Source organism: Pseudomonas sp. NPDC078416, from assembly GCF_050268485.1.
In the GTDB taxonomy this organism is placed as follows: Bacteria; Pseudomonadota; Gammaproteobacteria; order Pseudomonadales; family Pseudomonadaceae; genus Aquipseudomonas.
In genome coordinates this window covers 1-19,243 of sequence record NZ_JBNNGV010000028.1, presented here as the reverse complement: position 1 = coordinate 19,243, position 19,243 = coordinate 1, and the positions used below count along the sequence as shown (strand labels likewise).

Genomic DNA, 19,243 nt, shown 5'->3' with positions numbered 1-19,243 from the left:
TTATTTTTTGGTGCTTACATTCCACAGAACCTACATCTCCGTAGGAAGCGTCTGATGGACTATAAGAATTTTATAGACTACGCGCGGTACATAATTATTTAAATCACCCAAAAAGGCCGCAAAAACTGCCGCATTCACACATCAAGGACATATTCAACTGTGAAAGTTTTTCGAAGAAGCCATGCAATCCCATGCACTTCGCTTGTTTGACAGTAATATTTTTCGAATCGATCATAGGCATGTGCAGCGCCGCATTCCTACAAGCAAGCGCACAACACCTCATCCTGTAATCCTCGCACTAGCGATCTGATCAAGGAGTTTCCAATGGAAGATGAAACGGATATCCAGCCGTCACCTCACTCACAACCAACCGAGTCAGATAACAATAAAAAGGTAACAGTGCCAAACCCCAAAAATACCCGCAGGACGAAACGCAAATCGCCTGGCAAGAATTCAATCCCGCTCTACGAAGATCTGCAGGCAGGGCCGCCCGTGGGCAAGAGTGCGGCTGAACAGGCGATGGTCTACGCCGGCCAGCTTCAGAACGCCCCGGGATTCCCTTGGCACCACGAGGTGAAGGACCCGGACCCGGCGCCTGTGTTCGAAGCCCCTTACATCACCGGTGCCGACCCCGAGGGGCCTACCGACGCCCAGCTGAACGTGGGCATCTACATCAACATCCCGCGCTCGCCGAAGTTGTGGTTCGGGGATCACCTGAAGCTGCGCTGGGGCCACAACACCTTCTACACCACCGTCGGCAAGGTAGAAGGCCGTAAAGGCCCTCGGCTGGTTCAATACCTTAATAATGAAACCCTGGCGGACTACGAAAGCGGATGCGTCGAGGTGCGCTACGAAGTGGTGCGGCGCGCCAGGCTCGTCGGCATTTCGGAAACGCTGACCGTCAACCTGCCCCGCCTGAGGAAGCGACGCGGCAAGGGCTCGACCACGGGTCGTCCCCCACGACGGCGCCGGATGCAGCCGAAACCGTAAGCCCACGTAAAAAGCCCCGACTGCATCGCTGCAGCCGGGGCTTTGGAACCGCGTTTCAATCAATTGATGCGAATGTCAGAACGCCAGACGCACACCCACGTTCGCACCCCAAGGCTGTTCAACATGCTCACCCTTCATGTAGTCGAAATCAGCGTGTACCTGGAATCGCTCGGACAGCGACACCGAAACACCTGCGCCCAATTCCGCCCGGGAGCCGAACAGGTCGTTGTCAAAACGCTGACCGTTCACGCTGACGTCATTACTGCGGGAGAACTCGTGGGCCAACGCCACCCGTGCGTAGGGTTTAACAACGCCGCCGTCCTTAAGGGCGAAGCTGCGTCCCACGGTAGTGCCGACCTTGCCCAGCACCGACTGAGTCTGGTTGGTTTTGGCCTGCATGCCGTTGTCCAGTGTGTAGCTGCTGCCATCGATCCAGACGCTGGACACCTGCGCGAACGGCTCGACGAAATACTCATCGCCCAGCTTTACATGCTTGCCGACTTCCAGCGACCCGCCCAGTGCCTTGCTGCTGTAATCGCCCTTGGCCTTGGTGCCATCGCTCATCGCCACCTTGGACTCGTTGTGGAACTGGTTGAGTTTCATCACGCCGTCCAGGTAATAGCCGCCCTCCGACAACCACGTGCCGTACGCGCCGACGTAATAGCTGTCGACCTGACCCGACGTGCCTCGGCCGATGTCCAGATCCGACTGGCTGTAACCGCCCATCAATCCGAGCAACAACTGACCGTTGCCCACCGGCACCGGCGCGTCCGCACCGAACGACAGACCCTGCTGCTTCTGGCTGTAATCAACGCCGGAATCCAGCGCCGCATTGAAGCGACTGCCATACGTACGCATCCAGCCGCCGCCCTGCTCCTGGCCCCGCACTTCCCCCATGCGACTGCGCAACGTCGTCAACTCGCTGTTCCACACCGTGGGTGCCGTGTTGAACAGCGCCAGCGCACTTTTCGTGGAGGGACTGATCTCCTTGCCCGAGCCGACGATAAACCAGTCAGTGCCCTGGCGTTCGAGCTCATAGGAATACACCCCAAGATCCGCCCGACCGCCCACCAGACCGAACTCCGCATCGCCGCCTTCGGTGTGAACCACCCGAAGCGGGTCGAACTCGGCGGGGACCGCTTCGGTGCCGGTGTTGTGTACGTTGAGGAGATGAATACCCTTAGCGACACCTGCCACATTCAGCAAATCGCTGGCCCCAGTGTCCAGATTAACGCGCATATCAAATGTGCCCCTCCCGGACAGCTCACCCAACGTAAGCTTGTTGAACGTCTCCCCGTCAAAACGGACTATTCCGCTACCCAATGTGAGCTTTGGAAGAACGGTATCGCCCACCAGCGTCCATGCTGCTTCGGAGTTGATTGTGAGACTTTCAGCATTGAGCAAGTTGCCCTTAAAGCGCGCGCTGTTTTGCAGCGTTACGTCGAGCTGACTGCCATCGCCGGCGAGCAGGTTCCCCGCAAGACTGCTGTCATCAACAACCAACTGCACCACGCCGCTGTCTTGAACGTCGATCAGATTGCCGTTCCCAGCGAACAGCTCGGCGCCATTCCTAACGGTTATCTCAGCAATGCCACTAAACATGTGGTTGCCTCTGACTCGAATTGCAGAATCGGACATTCCAGCTACCCGAGAGTGATCAATGAGGATCAAGTTCGCGCCGAGCTCAGGCTCGCCGCTACCGGGAACCTTGCCCGCGGAAGTCGCAATCAACCCAACCCCATCGCCCTCCACGAGACTGTTGTCCTCGATCGTGACCGTGGAACTAGCGGCGTAAATTCCCGTTCCCTCTCCGTCTGGGCGCATTGCGGCATTCACACTCGTACCCACCAAAGTCACGGTCCCGGCACCCACCTCAATGCCTCTACCCAGCCCGGTTATATGGCTATTAACAAATCTCGCCTGGGACTCAGCGCCACCAAGCCGCTGCAGCCGAATAGCTGCCCGGGTCGAGCTGATGATTACCGCACCAGCAGCGTTAATTCGCCCTCCGGAAAGCATGACCGCCGCCTCCGTGAAGGCATCATTCAGCGTATGCCTTATCACGCCGCCATTTATATTAAGTACCCCTCCCAAGCCTGGGCTGGAGACCTTATTTATCTGAGCGCCGGTAAACAAGTTCAAAGTCGCGCCAGGCCCGGCCAGTACATAGTCCAGGCCAGTATTTTGACTCACATTTTCAACTTGCCCTGCGGGAACAACAATGGGAAAAGTGGATCTGGAAATTTGGTCCCCCGCAGAAACTTGAGCTGCCAGCGACATAGTCAATATGACGGTGGCGGCCTGCCGGCAAGACGCAGCGTTAGACCGCTTACAAGTACGTTGACTCACGGTAGATATCTCAATCACAAAAAAGAATGCACACGATGCAGTGTTCAACTCATTCAAGACTAAGCGCGTGTATTATTTTTACGCAGAAGCGGCTGAATTAATTGTAGGCTATTTCTTACAGACGCAGATCGCTTCTCGAATCCACAGCTAAGATCCTGGCCCGAAATTATGAACAATCATGCCGATATCCAGCTCATCAACACTTCTGAGCACGGCGCAGCTTTGCAGGACCTCTCCGACTTGCGCCCAATTTTTAACATTAAAAATCCACCTCTAGTATTGACAGACTACTCGAGCTGACATTACGTGCATTAGGACTTCAGAATTAAAGCGCAGACCGTCCACGCTTTTTTTGGACCCAACAGCCCTATCATAAGAAAGATTGACAGCATCAAATTTTCTCGATTACGTAGCGTAACTATCTGACAGAATCTTTTGCTTGTAATCATCGGCCAATTAGCCATAACACTTTGTAATGGCGATATAAAAATATAGGCAGCCTCATCCGGGCCGATGCAACTGGCTGCCTTTTCCAGGAGAAACATAATGTGTAATTCGAAAAATCGCTCGCTGGTAACCCGTCAATCACGCGGGCCTTCCAAGGCACTTACTACGCCAACTATTCCAACGGCTGACCCCATTGACGGCTTGCTTACACTTGACGCTCTTCTGCAGCCAGTCAATATCGTGTTTCCGTGCTGGAACGAAGCATTGCCCGGAGATTCATGCCAGATCACCTGGGGTAAAGAGACCCTGACAGAACAATTCTTTATCACTGACGAGACACCCGGCACCCCTATATCCTTAGTGATACCGCCAGAACTTCTAAAGCATGGAGAATATAGCGTTGGCTATGCAGCAACCAACGAGGGCGGTGCGGTATCTGTAAAGTCGCCGCAGATTCCACTCATCGTAGATACAATCGCACCCGGCGGTGACCTAATCGCCCCCATGATTTTTCCTCCTCAAACACAGGATGGGATCCTTACCGCCGATGAACTGACTGAGTTGGGCGGCACTCTTATTGCTGAAGTTCCAGGTTACTCAGGGATGGCATGGGGCGATCTGATTCGTACTTCGTGGGGGTCGACCGCCGGACCTGAGCACACGGTGACCTCATCGGAAGTGACAATGGATCGCGTGATGTTGAGCTTTCCTCGTGAGTTCCTGGAAGGGTTGGGCGATGTCACGGAGCCGGTTACCTTCGTTGTCACAGATCGGGCAGGAAACCAGTCGATCAAGTCGAACGAAACCACATTCCGTTTGTTCCTTGTAGATATTCCAGATAACTATCTTGCCCCCATTTGTTCTCAGGCGAGTGATGGCATTGTGGACGACGCCGACGCCAGAGCAGGGGTGGCAGTGGATATCCCTCAGTATCCCGATGCGTTACCCGGCGATAACGTAACTCTTTTCTGGGACAGCTACCCCCTGCCAGAAGTCCAGTTGAATCCTGGGGATGAAACGTTCGACCCCGTTTTCACCATAAACGTACGATATGCGATCATCGCACTAGCGGGCGATGGGATTGCGCAATTACATTATGAAGTACGCCGTGACAATGTTCTGGTCGGCACCTCGTTAGAGCTAGAGGTCGATGTCAATATTACGCTGCCTGGCCCGCAAGATCCGGAACCGGGCACGCCCGAAAACGACGCTCTAGCGCTTCCTGTTATTCGCGGCAGCAGCAGTAATGCCAATAATGAAGACAATGTAATCGACGAAGACGATTTCCTGCTTGATGCCTACGCACTAATTGGCTGGAGAGACGAATTCGCCATTGGCGATGTGTTTACGCTTACTTGGGGTTCACAAGCCGAACAGGTGATCTACACGCTGCGTTCAAGCGATATTAATCGAGACTTGATGCTCACCATCCCCAATAGGATTCTGGCTGGAGAGGGCACGGGCGAAGATATCAAGGTGTTCTACGCGATATCGCAAACCACAAACCCAAATATTTCACGATCGTCAGCTCAAAGCGTCTCAGTCCGTTCTCAAGGTGACCTTCCGGGCGGAGAAACAGGCCTACAAGGGCCAATTTTTACGAAAGCGAACCAAAATAATGCAATCAGCCCGATATTGAGTCCGGATGGAACACCCATCCATATTGTACCCTATGAAAATATTGAAAAGTACCCTCGAGTCACCGTGGTGTTTCGCGGATATAACGCAGCAAATGGCGACACACCCGTGCCAGGTGCGAGCTTCGAAATGACACATGTACTTGACGAGTTTGAGGTAGTGGAGGGTTATAGCTTTCGCGTCACCGACCAACAACTTCGACTGATCTGCACAGGACGCGCAGAAGCTTACTACCGTGTCCAAGGCCCGAATGGTCCAGTCAACTCCATTACTACGCCTGTATTAATCCGCATGGCAACCCCTGGATCGGGCTGCTAAATAATTTGGCGGGCCGATGAGGCTCGCCTACCACTACATACCAATGGAAAGCAAAATGAATACTCCCCGAACGGACCTGTTGCCCGCACCAGCGATGCAAAACCTGCACGACCCAAGCGGGATTGGCTACGCAGACACTCTTGATCCTCATGTGCCTTTATCAGTCCGGATAGGCCCATATGTAACCATCGCGGCGGGTGACATCATTGATCTATTCTGTGATGACCAACTTGCATTGAATTACACAGTCCGTGACGAAGATCTAACTCCTGAAACGCCTACCTTCGTCGTTCTTCCACTTGACCAAAAGTTCATCCACCCAACAGAAATCACACTTTACTATGAAGTGACCGAGCCAATTGGAGGCGTTAAAAACCAGTCATCCCCTATCATCGTTCCCGTGAAAATAACTGTTCCAGGTGGTACTGACATTAATCCAGCAACTCCCTGGGAAAACGAAGCGCTTGCAAAACCGATTGTCTCCCCACCCGGCATCATCACCTCCCCTGAAGGCGTCTTCGTAGAAATCGCCCCATACATGAACATGGCCGTCGGCGACGACGTCAAGTTGTCATGGCATGGGCAATTCGTTCGAATGGTCATCATGAGTGAGGCCGAGATCGGTAAGCCAGTCATCATTCAGGTACCCAAAGGCGCCATCGAATTCGCAGGCAGTTCGGACATGATCGAAGTCCGCTATGAAATTCGCGACGTCGTGAATAACTGGTCGCGTTGGTCATTGCCGACCTATGCACAGGTGGAAATTGGACGAGATACCTTACCGGCACCGGTCGCGCCGCAGGCGCCTGACATGGAGCTTGATCTTGAAAAACTCGCCGGCTCGCCCGTCCAGATTCTGGTGCTGTCTAACCCGCAGATCGCAAAAGATGATGAGGTCATGTTGTCTGTAGAACGTGAGACGGGTTCGGGCATGCCCCTGCCCACCTATCGAACGACAAAAGTGGTTCAGAACCCCTTCGGATTTTTGGATTTCTCGCTCCCTAATGATCTTTTCCAACCGATCAGCCAAGGTCGCGTTCGCATAAGGTATCGGGTGATGAAAACCACCGGCCTGGCATTGGTATCAAAAAATCTACCGTTGAAAATCATCGGCAAGATGATGGAACTGGATCCGCCACGAATTCCCTTGGCCGAGCAAAACGAAGGGGTACTGGATCCCACTGCTCATAACGTATTGGTTGAGGTCCCACCTTACTACTTCATGCTTCCTGGCCAAGATGTGAATCTTGTGTGGATGGGCAAAACTGCCGGCGGCGCAAACGTCATGTACGAGGAGCGTAAGAATCTCAGCCATGGTGATATCGGCAATACCTTGCAGTACGCGATTCCCGACATGAAGGTCAACACACTGGCTGGCGGCTCATTGGAGGTTTACTACACCGTCACTTCATTCGAGCGGGAGTTCTTCAAGTCGCCCGTACTGAATGTGCTGGTTGGCGATGACACTGGAGCTTCCTTTCCAGCGCCCTCAATCGATGAACTGGACAGCAGTGGCGTACTGGACCCCGCGAACATTGCCCTGGAAGCTACGGTACGCATCGCGCGGTATCCGGGCATGGCAGTGAATGATCAGGTCACACTCCATTGGGACGGCCAAGGATCCAGCGGTAGTTACACTGATTTCACCGTAATTAATAGCGGTACCGTCAGCAGAGAAGTGATTTTCAGGGTCAACAAGCGTGTCGTAGAGGCCAATACAAACAGCGACGTGACCGCTTGGTACGAGGTCGACCGGGGCACTCAAAAGTTCGTCTCCACACAACTGCGATTCCGTGTCGGTAGCATGGTCTACGCGCCGCTGCCCAATCCCACGGTCAAAGAAGCCAAAGGCGACACGCTCGATCCTGCTGATGCACCCAGCGGCGCGACAGTCCTGATTGCTTCCGATGCAAATCTGGAGGCTGGCGATATCGTTGAAACTCGCTGGAGCGGTCCAAAAGGCAGCGGGACAAAGACCAACGTCATCACGGTCGAGGAGGCATTTCGCGAGCTATCGGTCGTGTTTGCTAGCCAATTGGTGAGTGCAAACGATGGTCAAAGAGTCAACGTCTCCTACACCGTGCAACGCGCTAGTGGCTTGCAACAGTCCGAGGTCGTGAGCCTGCAAATTATGAGTTCAGTGCTCGAGCTGCCAGCACCTGCCGTGGACTCAGTCGGCGCTGACGGAATTTTGCGTCCCGCATTGATTCCAGAATCAGGCGCAACTGTTCGCGTCAGTTACCGCAACATGGCGCCTGAAGATCGTGTCACCACTCGCTGGTCTAGCGTCTCGACATTTGATACAGCCACGCAAACGGTTGGAGACCAACACGCTCTCGTCTTCAATGTGCCTAAAGTACAGATCTCTGCAGCTGAAGGGAGTACGGCAACAGTGAGCTATGAAGTCATACGAAACGGCGTACCTCGCCGCTCAGAAGAACTGTCGCTCAATGTTCTCAAAGGTCTGGAGTTCGACACATCACCGGCCACTTTGGGTGGAAAGATTTACCTGCTTCCGGGACATCCCGAACTGCTTCCGGTCTTCCCGACCGGAACTACGATCAAGCGGGTAGCAGCCGGCGGTAAACCACCTTATACCTACTCATCGAGCATGCCGAATGTGGCTCATGTTGACTCAACAGGCCTGGTCTCGGTACGCAGCAGGGGCGGTTCAATCATTACGGCGACCGACGCTGCAGGCGAGAGCAAAAGCTTCACCGTCTCCGTCACCGGCGTCATCGAATGCCACGGCGTGGGCTCCGGCAATTACACCCAGATATCCAACGCGGCGAATCGCATCGGCGGGCGTATCCCGAGCATCCACGAGTTGATCGAGATCTATAACGCCTACGGCAACCGCTGGCCGATGGGCAACGCCAACTACTGGTCTTCCACCGTCGCCAAGAACGTGTTGGGCGCGAAATGGTACTACGTGAAGAACCTCAACACCGGCAAGGATTACAAGCTGCTCCACATCAATTCCAGCCTGGGCGTCGCGATTCGCTGATCGGCCACTCGCGTTAGCGTTACAAGCCTCACACGTGTAAGCAGCATCCCCTTTCAAAGACGTCGTTGTCACCCGACGGCGTCTTGACAGGTGCAGCCCGCCCACACCGCCCAAGAACCCATGCAAGGAACCCCCAGAAAAATGCCCGCAAAACCACCTCTCCAACGCCCGCAGGCGCCGGCGGCCCTCGGCACCTTCAGCGCCACCGTCAATGGCCATCCTTTCATCACCCACAGCCTGAGCGCCATAGCGTGCCTGCGCCCGGGCCGGTCAGACCCGCTCACCTGCCGCATCTGGAAGATCCTCGCCACCGGCACGGTTCGTCGCCACCGCACCATGATCGGCCTGTTCATCGACCAAACGGTGCAGCCCGGCAGCTACAACCTGTTGCGCAACGATCAGATCACCGTCATCTATCACCTCACGCCCACGCGAATGGCGAAGATTTATCACTCCCGCGATCTGCAGCAAGGCAACCTGACGCTGCTGGGCTGCGATGCAGCCGCCGGAGCGCTGCACGGCAACTTCGAGTTTGCGGTCCCGACCAAGAACTTCCACGTAACCGAGGGCCTGTTCGACCTGGTTTGTGACATGAACGCCGACGAACACCCCGCTATTCGATCAGCCGGCGCGCCATAAGCCCGGCGATTCCCTGCATGCACGCCTCGACACTGAGGCCCGACGATTTCAACGGCTTGAGGTCATGGTTGGCGGTGGGCACCCAATGCACATCGATGCTCTTCGACAGCTCGTACCCTTCAACCGCCTGCCGATTGCCCAGCGCATCCCGCTCGCCCTGAACGATCAGCGTCGGCGTCCGCAGTTCCGCCAGGTGCGCGACCCGTGGCTTCTCGGGTTTACCTGCCGCGTAGAACGGATAGCCCAGACAGAACAACCCATCGACTTCGACGTCGTCAGCGATGATGCTGGCCATGCGTCCGCCCATGGATTTGCCACCGATTGCCACTCGCCCGCTCACAACCGCACGCACCGCGGCGTACACCTCATGCCAGCACTCCAGCAACTTCGGCTGGGGATTGGGAGGTCGTCTGCGCCCGTCGATTCGCCGCTGGGCCATGTAGGGGAATTCAAAGCGCAGCACGCCAACACCGAGGGACGCCAGACGCGTGGCGATGTCGTTCATGAAGTCGCTGTCCATCGGAGCGCCCGCGCCGTGGGCGAGAATCAGCGTCGAGGGCGCGTCCGCCGCCGGGCCGGTTGGCGCGTTCCAGATCCAGCCTTGTTCTTGCGCCAGCTGCGCGCAGTGATCGGCCGTTCGCTTCGCCGCGTGTTGTTTGCTCATGCAGGTCTCTTTTACCAAAACATCGACCACCCGCCGGCTGAGGCGAGCACCACGGCCGCCATTATGCAGCAACTTCGGAAAGCACTGACCCTGCCCGCCGATTGCCCTGTCCCGACAGCAAAGGTTCAGCTCCCAGGCGTTAGTCTGGCCCGGCACTTCGGCAACGAGCACCGAACCCTGAGCGCCCCAACCTGCACACAACCGGGCGGTTTCACCGACGGAATATGCTTTTTGTCCGCTCCGGACGATCACCCGTGACGATCGCCGGCCTTTCTGCCAGCTCGGGCCAAATATTTTTGGGCAGATAAAAGTGCCAATGTCAGCGGCTTTTTGTATACAACTTTGCAGTAGAAACGCTCTCTCGACGCACAGGAACAGCAGGCAGAGAACCGTTTCAGCCATCTCCGGAAATGGTTGATCGCCGCGTCCCGCCAAGGACGCGGCAACTTCATCTCACGCGCGGCCAAGTGTCGCAGGTGCGGCGCCAAAGCCTTCCCTCCGCGATCATTCGCGTCTAAGCTGTGTCCGCACAGTGGACCGGCGACAGCTAGCCACAGGCCCAGCAACAAGATTGTGCCCGGCAACGCAACCCTCTTGCAGACAAGCAGCCCCAGCGCTGTTTTCACCCGCAGGGTTGTATCCAATCCCTCCCACTCACGCGCGCGATCCAGCTCGACCTGTCTTCCTTCCCTCCGGCCACTCAGCCAGAACCCTCCCACGCTTCGGCGACCGGGCGTCTGCGTGCACCGCGTCTATCGTCTCCGTCGATCCCCAGCCACGCCACTGCGTGACGGGTTACGCGCGATCGAAGGTGCGGCTGTGACCACACTAATAAAATACACACCGTGGAACCTGACATGAGCACAGCACCCCGTCCGACTGCTTATAACTACAAGGTCGTCCGCCAGTTCGCCATCATGACGGTGGTCTGGGGCATCATCGGCATGGGCCTGGGCGTCTTCATCGCCTCCCAGCTCGTGTGGCCTGACCTGAATTTCGGTTTGCCGTGGACGACATTCGGTCGCCTGCGCCCCCTGCACACCAACCTGGTGATTTTCGCGTTCGGCGGCTGTGCGCTGTTCGGCACCTCCTATTACGTCGTCCAGCGAACCTGCCAGACGCGGCTGATTTCCGACGGCCTGGCGGCCTTCCATTTCTGGGGCTGGCAGGCGGTGATCATCGGCGCCATCGTCAGCCTGCCGATGGGCTACACCACCACCAAGGAATACGCCGAGCTGGAATGGCCGATCGCGATTCTGCTGACGGTTGTCTGGATCGCCTACGGCGCGGTGTTCTTCGGCACCATCGTCAAACGCAAGACCAAACACATCTATGTCGCCAACTGGTTCTACGGTGCATTCATCGTGGTGACGGCGATACTGCACATCGTCAACCACATCTCGCTGCCGGTGAGCCTGTTCAAGTCGTATTCGGCCTATGCCGGTGCTACCGACGCCATGATCCAGTGGTGGTACGGGCACAACGCCGTGGGCTTTTTCCTCACCACCGGCTTTCTCGGGATGATGTATTACTTCGTGCCCAAACAGGCCGAACGCCCGATTTATTCCTATCGTCTGTCCATCGTGCATTTCTGGGCGCTGATTACGCTGTACATCTGGGCCGGCCCGCACCATCTGCACTACACCGCCCTGCCCGACTGGGCGCAATCGCTGGGGATGGTGATGTCGATCATCCTGCTGGTGCCGAGCTGGGGCGGCATGATCAACGGCATGATGACCCTCTCGGGCGCGTGGCATAAGTTGCGCACCGACCCGATTCTGCGCTTCCTCGTGCTGTCGCTGGCGTTCTACGGGATGTCGACGTTCGAGGGGCCGATGATGGCGATCAAGACCGTCAACGCGCTTTCTCACTACACCGACTGGACCATCGGCCACGTGCACTCCGGCGCGCTGGGATGGGTGGCAATGATCACCATCGGCGCCGTCTACCACATGATCCCGAAACTCTACGGCCGCCCGCAGATGCACAGTATTGCGCTAATCAACACGCACTTCTGGCTCGCCACTGTCGGCACCGTCCTCTACATCGCCGCGATGTGGGTCAACGGCATCACCCAAGGATTGATGTGGCGGGCGATCAACGACGACGGCACCCTCACCTACTCGTTTGTCGAGGCCCTGCAGGCCAGTCATCCCGGGTACATCGTCCGCGCGCTGGGCGGCGCGATTTTCGCCAGCGGCATGCTGTTCATGGCCTACAACGTGTTCCGCACCATTCGTGCAGCGAACACGGAAGAAGCCGAAGCCGCCGCGCAGATCGCTGTCGTGGGGGCCCACTGATGATCAAGCACGAAGCACTGGAAAAAAACATCGGCCTGCTGTCGATCTTCATGGTCATCGCCGTGGCGATCGGAGGGCTGACGCAGATCGTTCCGTTGTTCTTTCAGGACGTCACCACCCTGCCCGTCGAAGGCATGAAGCCGCGCCCGGCGCTGGAGCTCGAAGGCCGCGACGTCTACATCGCCAATGGCTGCGTGGGTTGCCATTCGCAGATGATCCGGCCGTTCCGCGCCGAAACCGAACGCTACGGGCATTACTCGGTGGCCGGGGAAAGCGTCTGGGATCACCCGTTTCTGTGGGGGTCCAAACGCACAGGGCCGGACCTGGCCCGGGTCGGCGGTCGCTACTCGGATGACTGGCACCGCGCCCATTTAAACAATCCGCGCGACCTGGTGCCGGAGTCGATCATGCCGGCATACCCCTTCCTGGCGGACACCAGGATCGACGGCACGCTGACCGGCAAGAAGATGGAAGTGCTGCGCAGCCTGGGCGTGCCGTACACCGATGCCGATATTGCCGGTGCAGCCGACGCGGTGAAGGGCAAGACCGAAATGGATGCGCTGGTGGCCTACCTTCAGGGCCTGGGCACCCTCATCAAGAGCAAACGGTGATCGTCATGGACATGGGAACGATTCGAGGCCTGGGCACTGTTTTGGTAATGGTGGCCTTCATTGGTCTGGCGTTGTGGGTGTACAGCCCGCGGCGCAAGGCGGAATTCGACGATGCAACGCTGCTGCCGTTTGCCGATGACCCCGAGGCGATCGCGCAGGTCAGGCAGGCGCAAGCCAACGCCCTGAAGATCAGCGCAAGGAGCCCCAAACCATGAGCACCTTCTGGAGCGTTTACGTCACAGTGCTGACCCTGGGCACGATCTTCGCGATGGGCTGGCTGCTGATCGCCACGCGCAAGGGCCAGCGCGCCGACACCACCGATGAAACCGTCGGCCATGCGTTCGATGGCATCGAGGAATACGACAACCCGCTGCCCAAGTGGTGGTTCTGGTTGTTCATCGCCACGATCATTTTCGCCCTGGGTTATCTCGCGTTTTACCCGGGCCTGGGCAACTGGAAGGGCCTGTTGCCGGGTTATGACTACGCCGACAACGACAAGAAAACCCAATTTTCCGATGGCACTACGGGCTGGACCGGCGTGCATGAATGGGAGAAGGAAATGGCGCGGTCCGAGGCGCGCTTCGGACCAATCTTTGCCAAATTCGCAGCGATGCCCATTGAAGAGGTGGCCAAAGATCCGCAAGCGCTGAAGATGGGCGGTCGATTGTTCGCGTCCAATTGCTCGGTCTGCCACGGCTCCGACGCCAAGGGTGCCTACGGCTTCCCCAACCTGACCGACGCCGACTGGCGCTGGGGCGGCGATGCGCAGAGCATCAAAACCTCCATCATGAACGGCCGTCACGCCGTGATGCCGGCGTGGGGTGCGGTGATCGGCGATCAGGGCGTGCGCGACGTGTCGGCTTTCGTGCTGACCCAGCTGAACGGCCACACGCTGCCGGCGGATGCGACAGCCGATCCGGCGGCGGGCCAGAAAATCTACGCCACCACCTGCGTCGCCTGTCACGGTCCGCAGGGCAAAGGCGTCGCCGCACTGGGCGCGCCGGACCTGACCCACCCCGGCGCGTTCATCTACGGCGCAAGCTTTGCGCAGCTGCAACAGACCATCCAGTACGGCCGCCAGGGCCAGATGCCGGCCCAGGCCTTGCTGCAAGGAAACGACCGGGTGCACCTGCTGGCGGCTTACGTGTATAGCCTGTCCCATGGGGACGAAACGGCGCAAAAGCAGGAGTAAAAGGGCAGCACCGTTAAAGGGGTATACGGTCGCGCTCTACTGTAGGAGCGTGGCTCGTCCCGCGATCTGGCGCGAAGCGGCAGCACATAAGGCGCCCGAGGTTTATGGGATAGCTAACGGCCTCAGGTTGACGACTGCTTCGCAGCCGATCGCGGGACAAGCCACGCTCCTACACGTGATGCAGCCAGTTCCTGGCACCGTATTAGAAAACTTCATTGCTCCACTGTGGTAGGACGCGTTCATGAGCAACCAGATTCCGCTGCACAACGTCACGCCGCCAACGAATACCGACGGCGACACCGTTGACCTGTATGCCTCGCGGGAGAAGATCTACACCCGCGCGTTCACCGGGGTGTTCCGCACTCTGCGCATGGGTGGCGGCGTTGTGCTGTTCCTGCTGTATTTCGGCACGGTCTGGCTCAACTGGGGCGCGCACCAGGCGGTGTGGTGGAACCTGCCGGCGCGCAAGTTCTACATCTTCGGCGCCACATTCTGGCCGCAGGACTTCATTCTGTTGTCGGGCATCCTGATTGTCAGCGCGTTCGGCTTGTTCTTCATTACTGTGTTCGCCGGGCGCATCTGGTGCGGCTATACCTGCCCGCAAAGCGTGTGGACGTGGGTGTTCATGTGGTGCGAAAAGGTCACCGAAGGCGACCGCCATCAGCGCATCAAGCTCGACAAGGCGCCCATGGACAGCAACAAGTTCGCGCGCAAGTGTGCCAAGCACAGCCTGTGGTTGCTGATCGGGCTGGTGACCGGCCTGACCTTCGTCGGCTACTTCTCGCCCATCCGCGAACTGCTGGTGGATTTCTTCACCGGCCAGGCCGATGGCTGGTCGTATTTCTGGGTCGGCTTCTTCACCCTCGCCACCTACGCCAACGCCGGCTGGCTGCGGGAACAGGTGTGCATTCATATGTGCCCCTACGCGCGTTTCCAGAGCGTCATGTTCGACAAGGACACCCTGATCGTTTCCTACGACCCACGCCGCGGCGAGCCAAGGGCTGCGCGCAAGAAGGACGTGGACCACAAAGCCCAGGGCCTCGGCGACTGTATCGATTGCACGATGTGCGTGCAGGTCTGCCCCACCGGCATCGACATTCGCGATGGCTTGCAGATTGAATGCATCGGGTGCGCGGCGTGCATCGACGCCTGCGACTCGATCATGGACAAGATGGACTACCCGCGCGGCTTGATCAGCTACACCACCGAGCACAACCTTTCCGGGCAGGTGACCCATACACTGAGGCCACGGTTGATCGGCTACGCGGTCGTGCTACTGGTAATGATCGGCGTGCTCACCAGTGCCTTTTATACGCGCCCGCTGGTGGGTCTTGATGTCACCAAGGACCGGGTGCTGTACCGGGAAAACGCCGAGGGCCGGATTGAAAACGTTTACAGCCTGAAGGTCATGAACAAGGACCAGATCGACCACACCTATGTGCTCGACGCCACCGGGCTGCCGGACCTGAAGCTGCAGGGCCGGCGCGAAATCAAGGTGCCGGCCGGTGACATCATCAGCTTGCCGGTGGAGCTGTCGGTCGCGCCCGAGCAACTGCCGTCGAGCAGCAACGAAGTCAGTTTCATCCTCACGGAAATCAAGAACAGCGACATTGAGCACAGCGACACTGAAGTCCACGCCAAGAGCCGTTTCATCGGCCCGCCCATTCGCTGAGAGAGGTCGGAAATGACCGCAGTCACCGCAGCAAGTCCCTGGCACCGGCATTTATGGCCGTGGATCATCATAGGCATCCTGACCTGCTCGGTGGCGTTGACCCTGGCCATGGTGATCATCGCCGTGACCCACCCGGACAACCTCGTCACCGACAACTATTACGAGGCCGGCAAAGGCATCAACCGCTCCCTTGATCGCGAGTTGCTGGGTCAGTCCCTCCACCTGCAAGCCCGCGTAGGCCTCGACGATTTGACCGGCGAAGTAGATGTGCAACTGAGCGGCGCCAGCCAGCCGGAAACCCTGGTGCTGAACCTGATCTCCCCGACCCAGCCGGACAAGGACCGTAAAATCGTGCTGGCGCGTAACCCTTCGCAGCCGGGGCGTTACGTCGGGCAGTTGGGCGACAGGGTCGAAGGCCGGCGCTTCGTCGAATTGCTGGGGATGGAAAACGCCCAGACCTGGCGCCTGTTCGAGGAAGAACGAATCGTTCCCGGGCAGCCACTGACACTGGGCGACGAGCCGATTCAGGGCGCGGGCAGCCATTGACGTGAAAGCCACTCAACTGACAGCCACCGCGATAACAACCCTGCGGTCTTGCTACCACTGCACGCTGCCCGTCCCGCCGGGCGCGCGCTTCGTCGCTTCGGTGCTGGGTGAGCCTCGCGAATTCTGCTGCCCCGGTTGTCAGGCCGTGGCTCACGCCATCGTCGCCGGCGGCCTGGAAAGCTATTACCTGCATCGCAGCGAAGCGTCGGTCAATCCGCAGGTACTGCCAACGCCCTTGGCCGACGAACAAGCCCTCTTTGATCGTCCCGACGTGCAAGCGCCGTTTGTCCGCCATGACACCTCCGCTGGCGATGTCGCCGGCGATGTGGCTGAAACGACGCTGATGATCGAAGGCATCACCTGCGCGGCGTGCGGCTGGCTGATTGAGCGGCACCTGCGCACGCTGCCTGCCGTGGTCGAAGCGCGGCTGAACCTGTCCAACCATCGCCTGCACCTGCGCTGGCATGACCAGCCGTTGCCCTTGAGCGAGGTGCTGTCCGAGCTGCGCAGCATCGGTTACGCCGGCCATCCTTATCAGGCGGACAAGGCGACCGAGCATCTGGCTCGGGAAAACCGCCGCAGCCTGCGTCAACTGGGCGTCGCCGGGCTGCTGTGGTTTCAGGCGATGATGGCGACCATGGCGACCTGGCCCGAATTCAACATCGACCTCAGCCCCGAGATGCACACGATCCTGCGCTGGGTGGCGATGTTTCTGACGACGCCCATCGTGTTTTACAGCTGTGCGCCGTTCTTTAAAGGGGCGCTGCGCGACCTGCGCGCGCGCCATCTGACCATGGACGTTTCGGTGTCGCTGGCGATTGGCGCGGCGTACCTCGCGGGCCTCTGGACGGCGGTCACCGGGGTTGGCGAATTGTATTTCGACGCGGTCGGCATGTTCGCGCTGTTCCTGCTCACCGGCCGCTACCTCGAACGCCGCGCCCGGGAACGCACCAGCGCCGCGACGGCACAACTGGTCAATCTGCTGCCGGCGTCGTGCCTGCGCCTGAGCTCGGACGGCCAGACCGAGCGCATCCTGACTGATCAGTTGCGTTTGCACGATCACGTGATGGTGCACCCCGGCGCGATGTTGCCGGCGGACGGCCGAATCATCGCCGGTCGGTCGAGCCTCGACGAATCGCTGCTCACCGGCGAATACCTGCCGCAGGCCCGTCAGGTGGGAGATGCGGTCACGGCTGGCACCACCAATATTGAAAGCGTACTGACCGTGGAAGTGCTCGCTCTGGGCGCTGATACACGGCTCTCCGCAGTCGTCCGACTGCTGGAACGCGCCCAATCGGAGAAACCGCCCCTCGCGCAGATGGCCGACCGCGCGGCGCAGTGGTTTTTGCTCATTTCGCTGGTGCTGGCGGCGTGTGTCGGCGTGGTCTGGTGGCAGCTCGACGCCGGTCGCGCGTTCTGGATTGTGCTGGCAATGCTCGTCGCCACCTGCCCGTGCGCCTTGTCGCTGGCGACGCCGACCGCCCTGACTGCCGCCACCGGCACGCTGCACAAACTCGGGTTGTTGCTCACCCGTGGCCATGTGCTGGAGGGGCTGAACCGGATCGACACGGTGATTTTCGACAAGACCGGCACGCTGACCGAAGGGCGTCTGACGTTAAGGGCGATTCGCAGCCTTGGCGCGCTGAGCAGCGACGACTGTTTGAGCCTGGCGGCGGCGCTGGAAAGTCGGTCGGAGCACCCGATTGCCCGGGCGTTCGGCAAGACGCCGCTGATCGCTGAAGGGGTCTTCGCTACGCCGGGACTGGGGCTGGAAGGCGTCGTTAACGGGCGCCTCTTGCGCATCGGTCAGCCCGCGTTTGTCTGCGCCTTGAGCGGCGTCGCTGTGCCCTCCATGCCGGATGAGCCCGGTCAGTGGTTGCTGCTGGGGGATGACACCCAAGCCCTCGCCTGGCTGGTGCTGGATGATCGGTTGCGGGACGACGCCGCAAGGTTGGTCGAGGCGTGCAAACAACGCGGCTGGCAGACGTTGTTGTTGTCCGGCGACAGCTCGCCCATGGTATTCACCGTCGGGAGTCAGCTGCAGATTCATGACGCCCGGGGCAGCCTCCGGCCCGATGACAAGCTCGCCATCCTGCAACGGCTTCGCGCCGAGGGCCGTACCCTGCTGGTGATTGGCGACGGGGTCAATGATGTGCCGGTGCTGGCAGCCGCCGACATCAGCATCGCCATGGGCTCGGCCACCGATCTGGCCAAGACCAGCGCGGACGCAGTGTTGTTGTCGAACCGTCTGCATGTGTTGGTGGATGCGTTTGGCCTGGCCCGGCGCACACGGCGGATCATTCTGGAAAACCTGGCCTGGGCCGTGTTGTACAACGGGCTGGTGCTGCCCTTCGCGGCGATGGGCTGGGTCACACCGCTGTGGGCCGCAGCGGGGATGTCGGTGAGTTCGCTGGTAGTGGTGTTGAATGCGTTGCGTCTGACACGGCTAAGTCCACTTTCTGCAGAATCCATGGCTGCCCCTCAGACGGTGACCCCATGAACGCACGACCCCATCCGGAGGCCCGATGCCTGCGCTCTACATCATGATTCCGGTGGCGCTGCTGATTGTGGCGGTCGCGATTTACGTGTTTTTCTGGGCGGTGGACAGCGGTCAGTACGACGACCTGGACGGCCCGGCCCACAGCATTTTGTTCGATGATCAGGATCCGGGGCACAAGGCCGGGGTGGATGAAGCGCTGGGGAAAGGCAGAGCGGATGATCAGGGGGGTGATTTCAAGTGAGGCAGTCGGTTTTTGCGGGGTATTCAAGAGCCCTTTCGCGGGCAAGCGCGCTCCTACATTGGAACCTGATTCTCGAAGGGGGTTTGGGCCTGTCCGGCGGTCAGCGCCAGAGCCTGCTGCTGTCACGCT

At 58.8% G+C, this 19,243-nt stretch carries 15 protein-coding genes; 13 read left to right on the top strand and 2 right to left on the bottom strand.

All coding sequences use genetic code 11. The annotated features are described in order from the left end of the window. Positions 1-324 precede the first annotated feature (324 nt). Entirely contained in the window at positions 325-990 is a 666-nt protein-coding gene (locus ACQKEN_RS20470; RefSeq protein WP_427688265.1) for a hypothetical protein, read from the top strand. 75 nt (positions 991-1,065) lie between these two features. On the opposite strand, the gene ACQKEN_RS20465 is transcribed toward ACQKEN_RS20470, so the two are convergent. After that, positions 1,066-2,343 (bottom strand): autotransporter outer membrane beta-barrel domain-containing protein, encoded by a 1,278-nt coding sequence (locus ACQKEN_RS20465; protein ID WP_427688335.1) that lies wholly within the window; start codon positions 2,341-2,343, stop codon positions 1,066-1,068. A gap of 75 nt (positions 2,344-2,418) precedes the next feature. Here ACQKEN_RS20465 and ACQKEN_RS20460 point away from each other — a divergent pair, with 75 nt between their 5' ends. From ACQKEN_RS20460 to ACQKEN_RS20445, 4 genes are all read left to right on the top strand, one after another. Continuing rightward, on the top strand, positions 2,419-3,402 hold the full coding sequence (locus ACQKEN_RS20460) for a hypothetical protein (protein ID WP_427688349.1): 984 nt from the start codon (positions 2,419-2,421) through the stop codon (positions 3,400-3,402). Positions 3,403-3,885: 483 nt separating this feature from the next. Then, on the top strand, positions 3,886-5,742 hold the full coding sequence (locus ACQKEN_RS20455) for a hypothetical protein (RefSeq protein ID WP_427688263.1): 1,857 nt from the start codon (positions 3,886-3,888) through the stop codon (positions 5,740-5,742). 55 nt (positions 5,743-5,797) lie between these two features. Further along, positions 5,798-8,749 carry a hypothetical protein gene (locus tag ACQKEN_RS20450; protein ID WP_427688261.1) on the top strand — a complete coding sequence of 984 codons (2,952 nt, stop codon included), beginning with the start codon at positions 5,798-5,800 and terminating at the stop codon, positions 8,747-8,749. Positions 8,750-8,890: 141 nt separating this feature from the next. After that, positions 8,891-9,388, top strand: coding sequence for a hypothetical protein (locus ACQKEN_RS20445; protein ID WP_427688259.1), 498 nt, complete (start codon positions 8,891-8,893; stop codon positions 9,386-9,388). Here ACQKEN_RS20445 and ACQKEN_RS20440 read toward each other — a convergent pair. Continuing rightward, entirely contained in the window at positions 9,363-10,052 is a 690-nt protein-coding gene (locus tag ACQKEN_RS20440) for an alpha/beta family hydrolase (protein WP_427688258.1), read from the bottom strand. The two genes, ACQKEN_RS20445 and ACQKEN_RS20440, sit on opposite strands and share 26 nt — an antisense overlap. Before the next feature lie 857 nt (positions 10,053-10,909). On the opposite strand from ACQKEN_RS20440, the gene ccoN reads away from it, so the two are divergent. From ccoN to ccoS, 8 genes are all read left to right on the top strand, one after another. Continuing rightward, positions 10,910-12,352, top strand: coding sequence for a cytochrome-c oxidase, cbb3-type subunit I (gene ccoN / locus ACQKEN_RS20435; protein ID WP_427688256.1), 1,443 nt, complete (start codon positions 10,910-10,912; stop codon positions 12,350-12,352). Then, the gene (ccoO, locus tag ACQKEN_RS20430) at positions 12,352-12,963 is read left to right on the top strand and encodes a cytochrome-c oxidase, cbb3-type subunit II (protein ID WP_427688254.1); all 612 of its coding nucleotides are present in this window, start codon (positions 12,352-12,354) and stop codon (positions 12,961-12,963) included. The genes ccoN and ccoO overlap by 1 nt, the downstream gene beginning before the upstream one ends. 5 nt (positions 12,964-12,968) lie before the next feature. After that, positions 12,969-13,178, top strand: a complete 210-nt coding sequence (locus ACQKEN_RS20425) for a cbb3-type cytochrome oxidase subunit 3 (protein WP_427688333.1) — start codon at positions 12,969-12,971, stop codon at positions 13,176-13,178. Continuing rightward, positions 13,175-14,155, top strand: a complete 981-nt coding sequence (gene ccoP, locus ACQKEN_RS20420; protein ID WP_427688252.1) for a cytochrome-c oxidase, cbb3-type subunit III — start codon at positions 13,175-13,177, stop codon at positions 14,153-14,155. Before ACQKEN_RS20425 ends, ccoP begins: the two co-directional genes overlap by 4 nt. Before the next feature lie 241 nt (positions 14,156-14,396). After that, positions 14,397-15,827: a cytochrome c oxidase accessory protein CcoG gene (ccoG, locus tag ACQKEN_RS20415; protein ID WP_427688250.1), complete on the top strand. Its 1,431-nt coding sequence runs from the start codon at positions 14,397-14,399 to the stop codon at positions 15,825-15,827. 12 nt (positions 15,828-15,839) lie between these two features. Further along, positions 15,840-16,373: a FixH family protein gene (locus ACQKEN_RS20410; RefSeq protein ID WP_427688248.1), complete on the top strand. Its 534-nt coding sequence runs from the start codon at positions 15,840-15,842 to the stop codon at positions 16,371-16,373. Between the two features lie 31 nt (positions 16,374-16,404). Continuing rightward, entirely contained in the window at positions 16,405-18,873 is a 2,469-nt protein-coding gene (locus tag ACQKEN_RS20405; RefSeq protein ID WP_427688331.1) for a heavy metal translocating P-type ATPase, read from the top strand. Positions 18,874-18,898: 25 nt separating this feature from the next. Then, a complete protein-coding gene (gene ccoS, locus ACQKEN_RS20400; RefSeq protein WP_427688246.1) occupies positions 18,899-19,114 on the top strand; it encodes a cbb3-type cytochrome oxidase assembly protein CcoS in 216 nt (71 codons plus the stop codon). Positions 19,115-19,243: the final 129 nt, after the last annotated feature.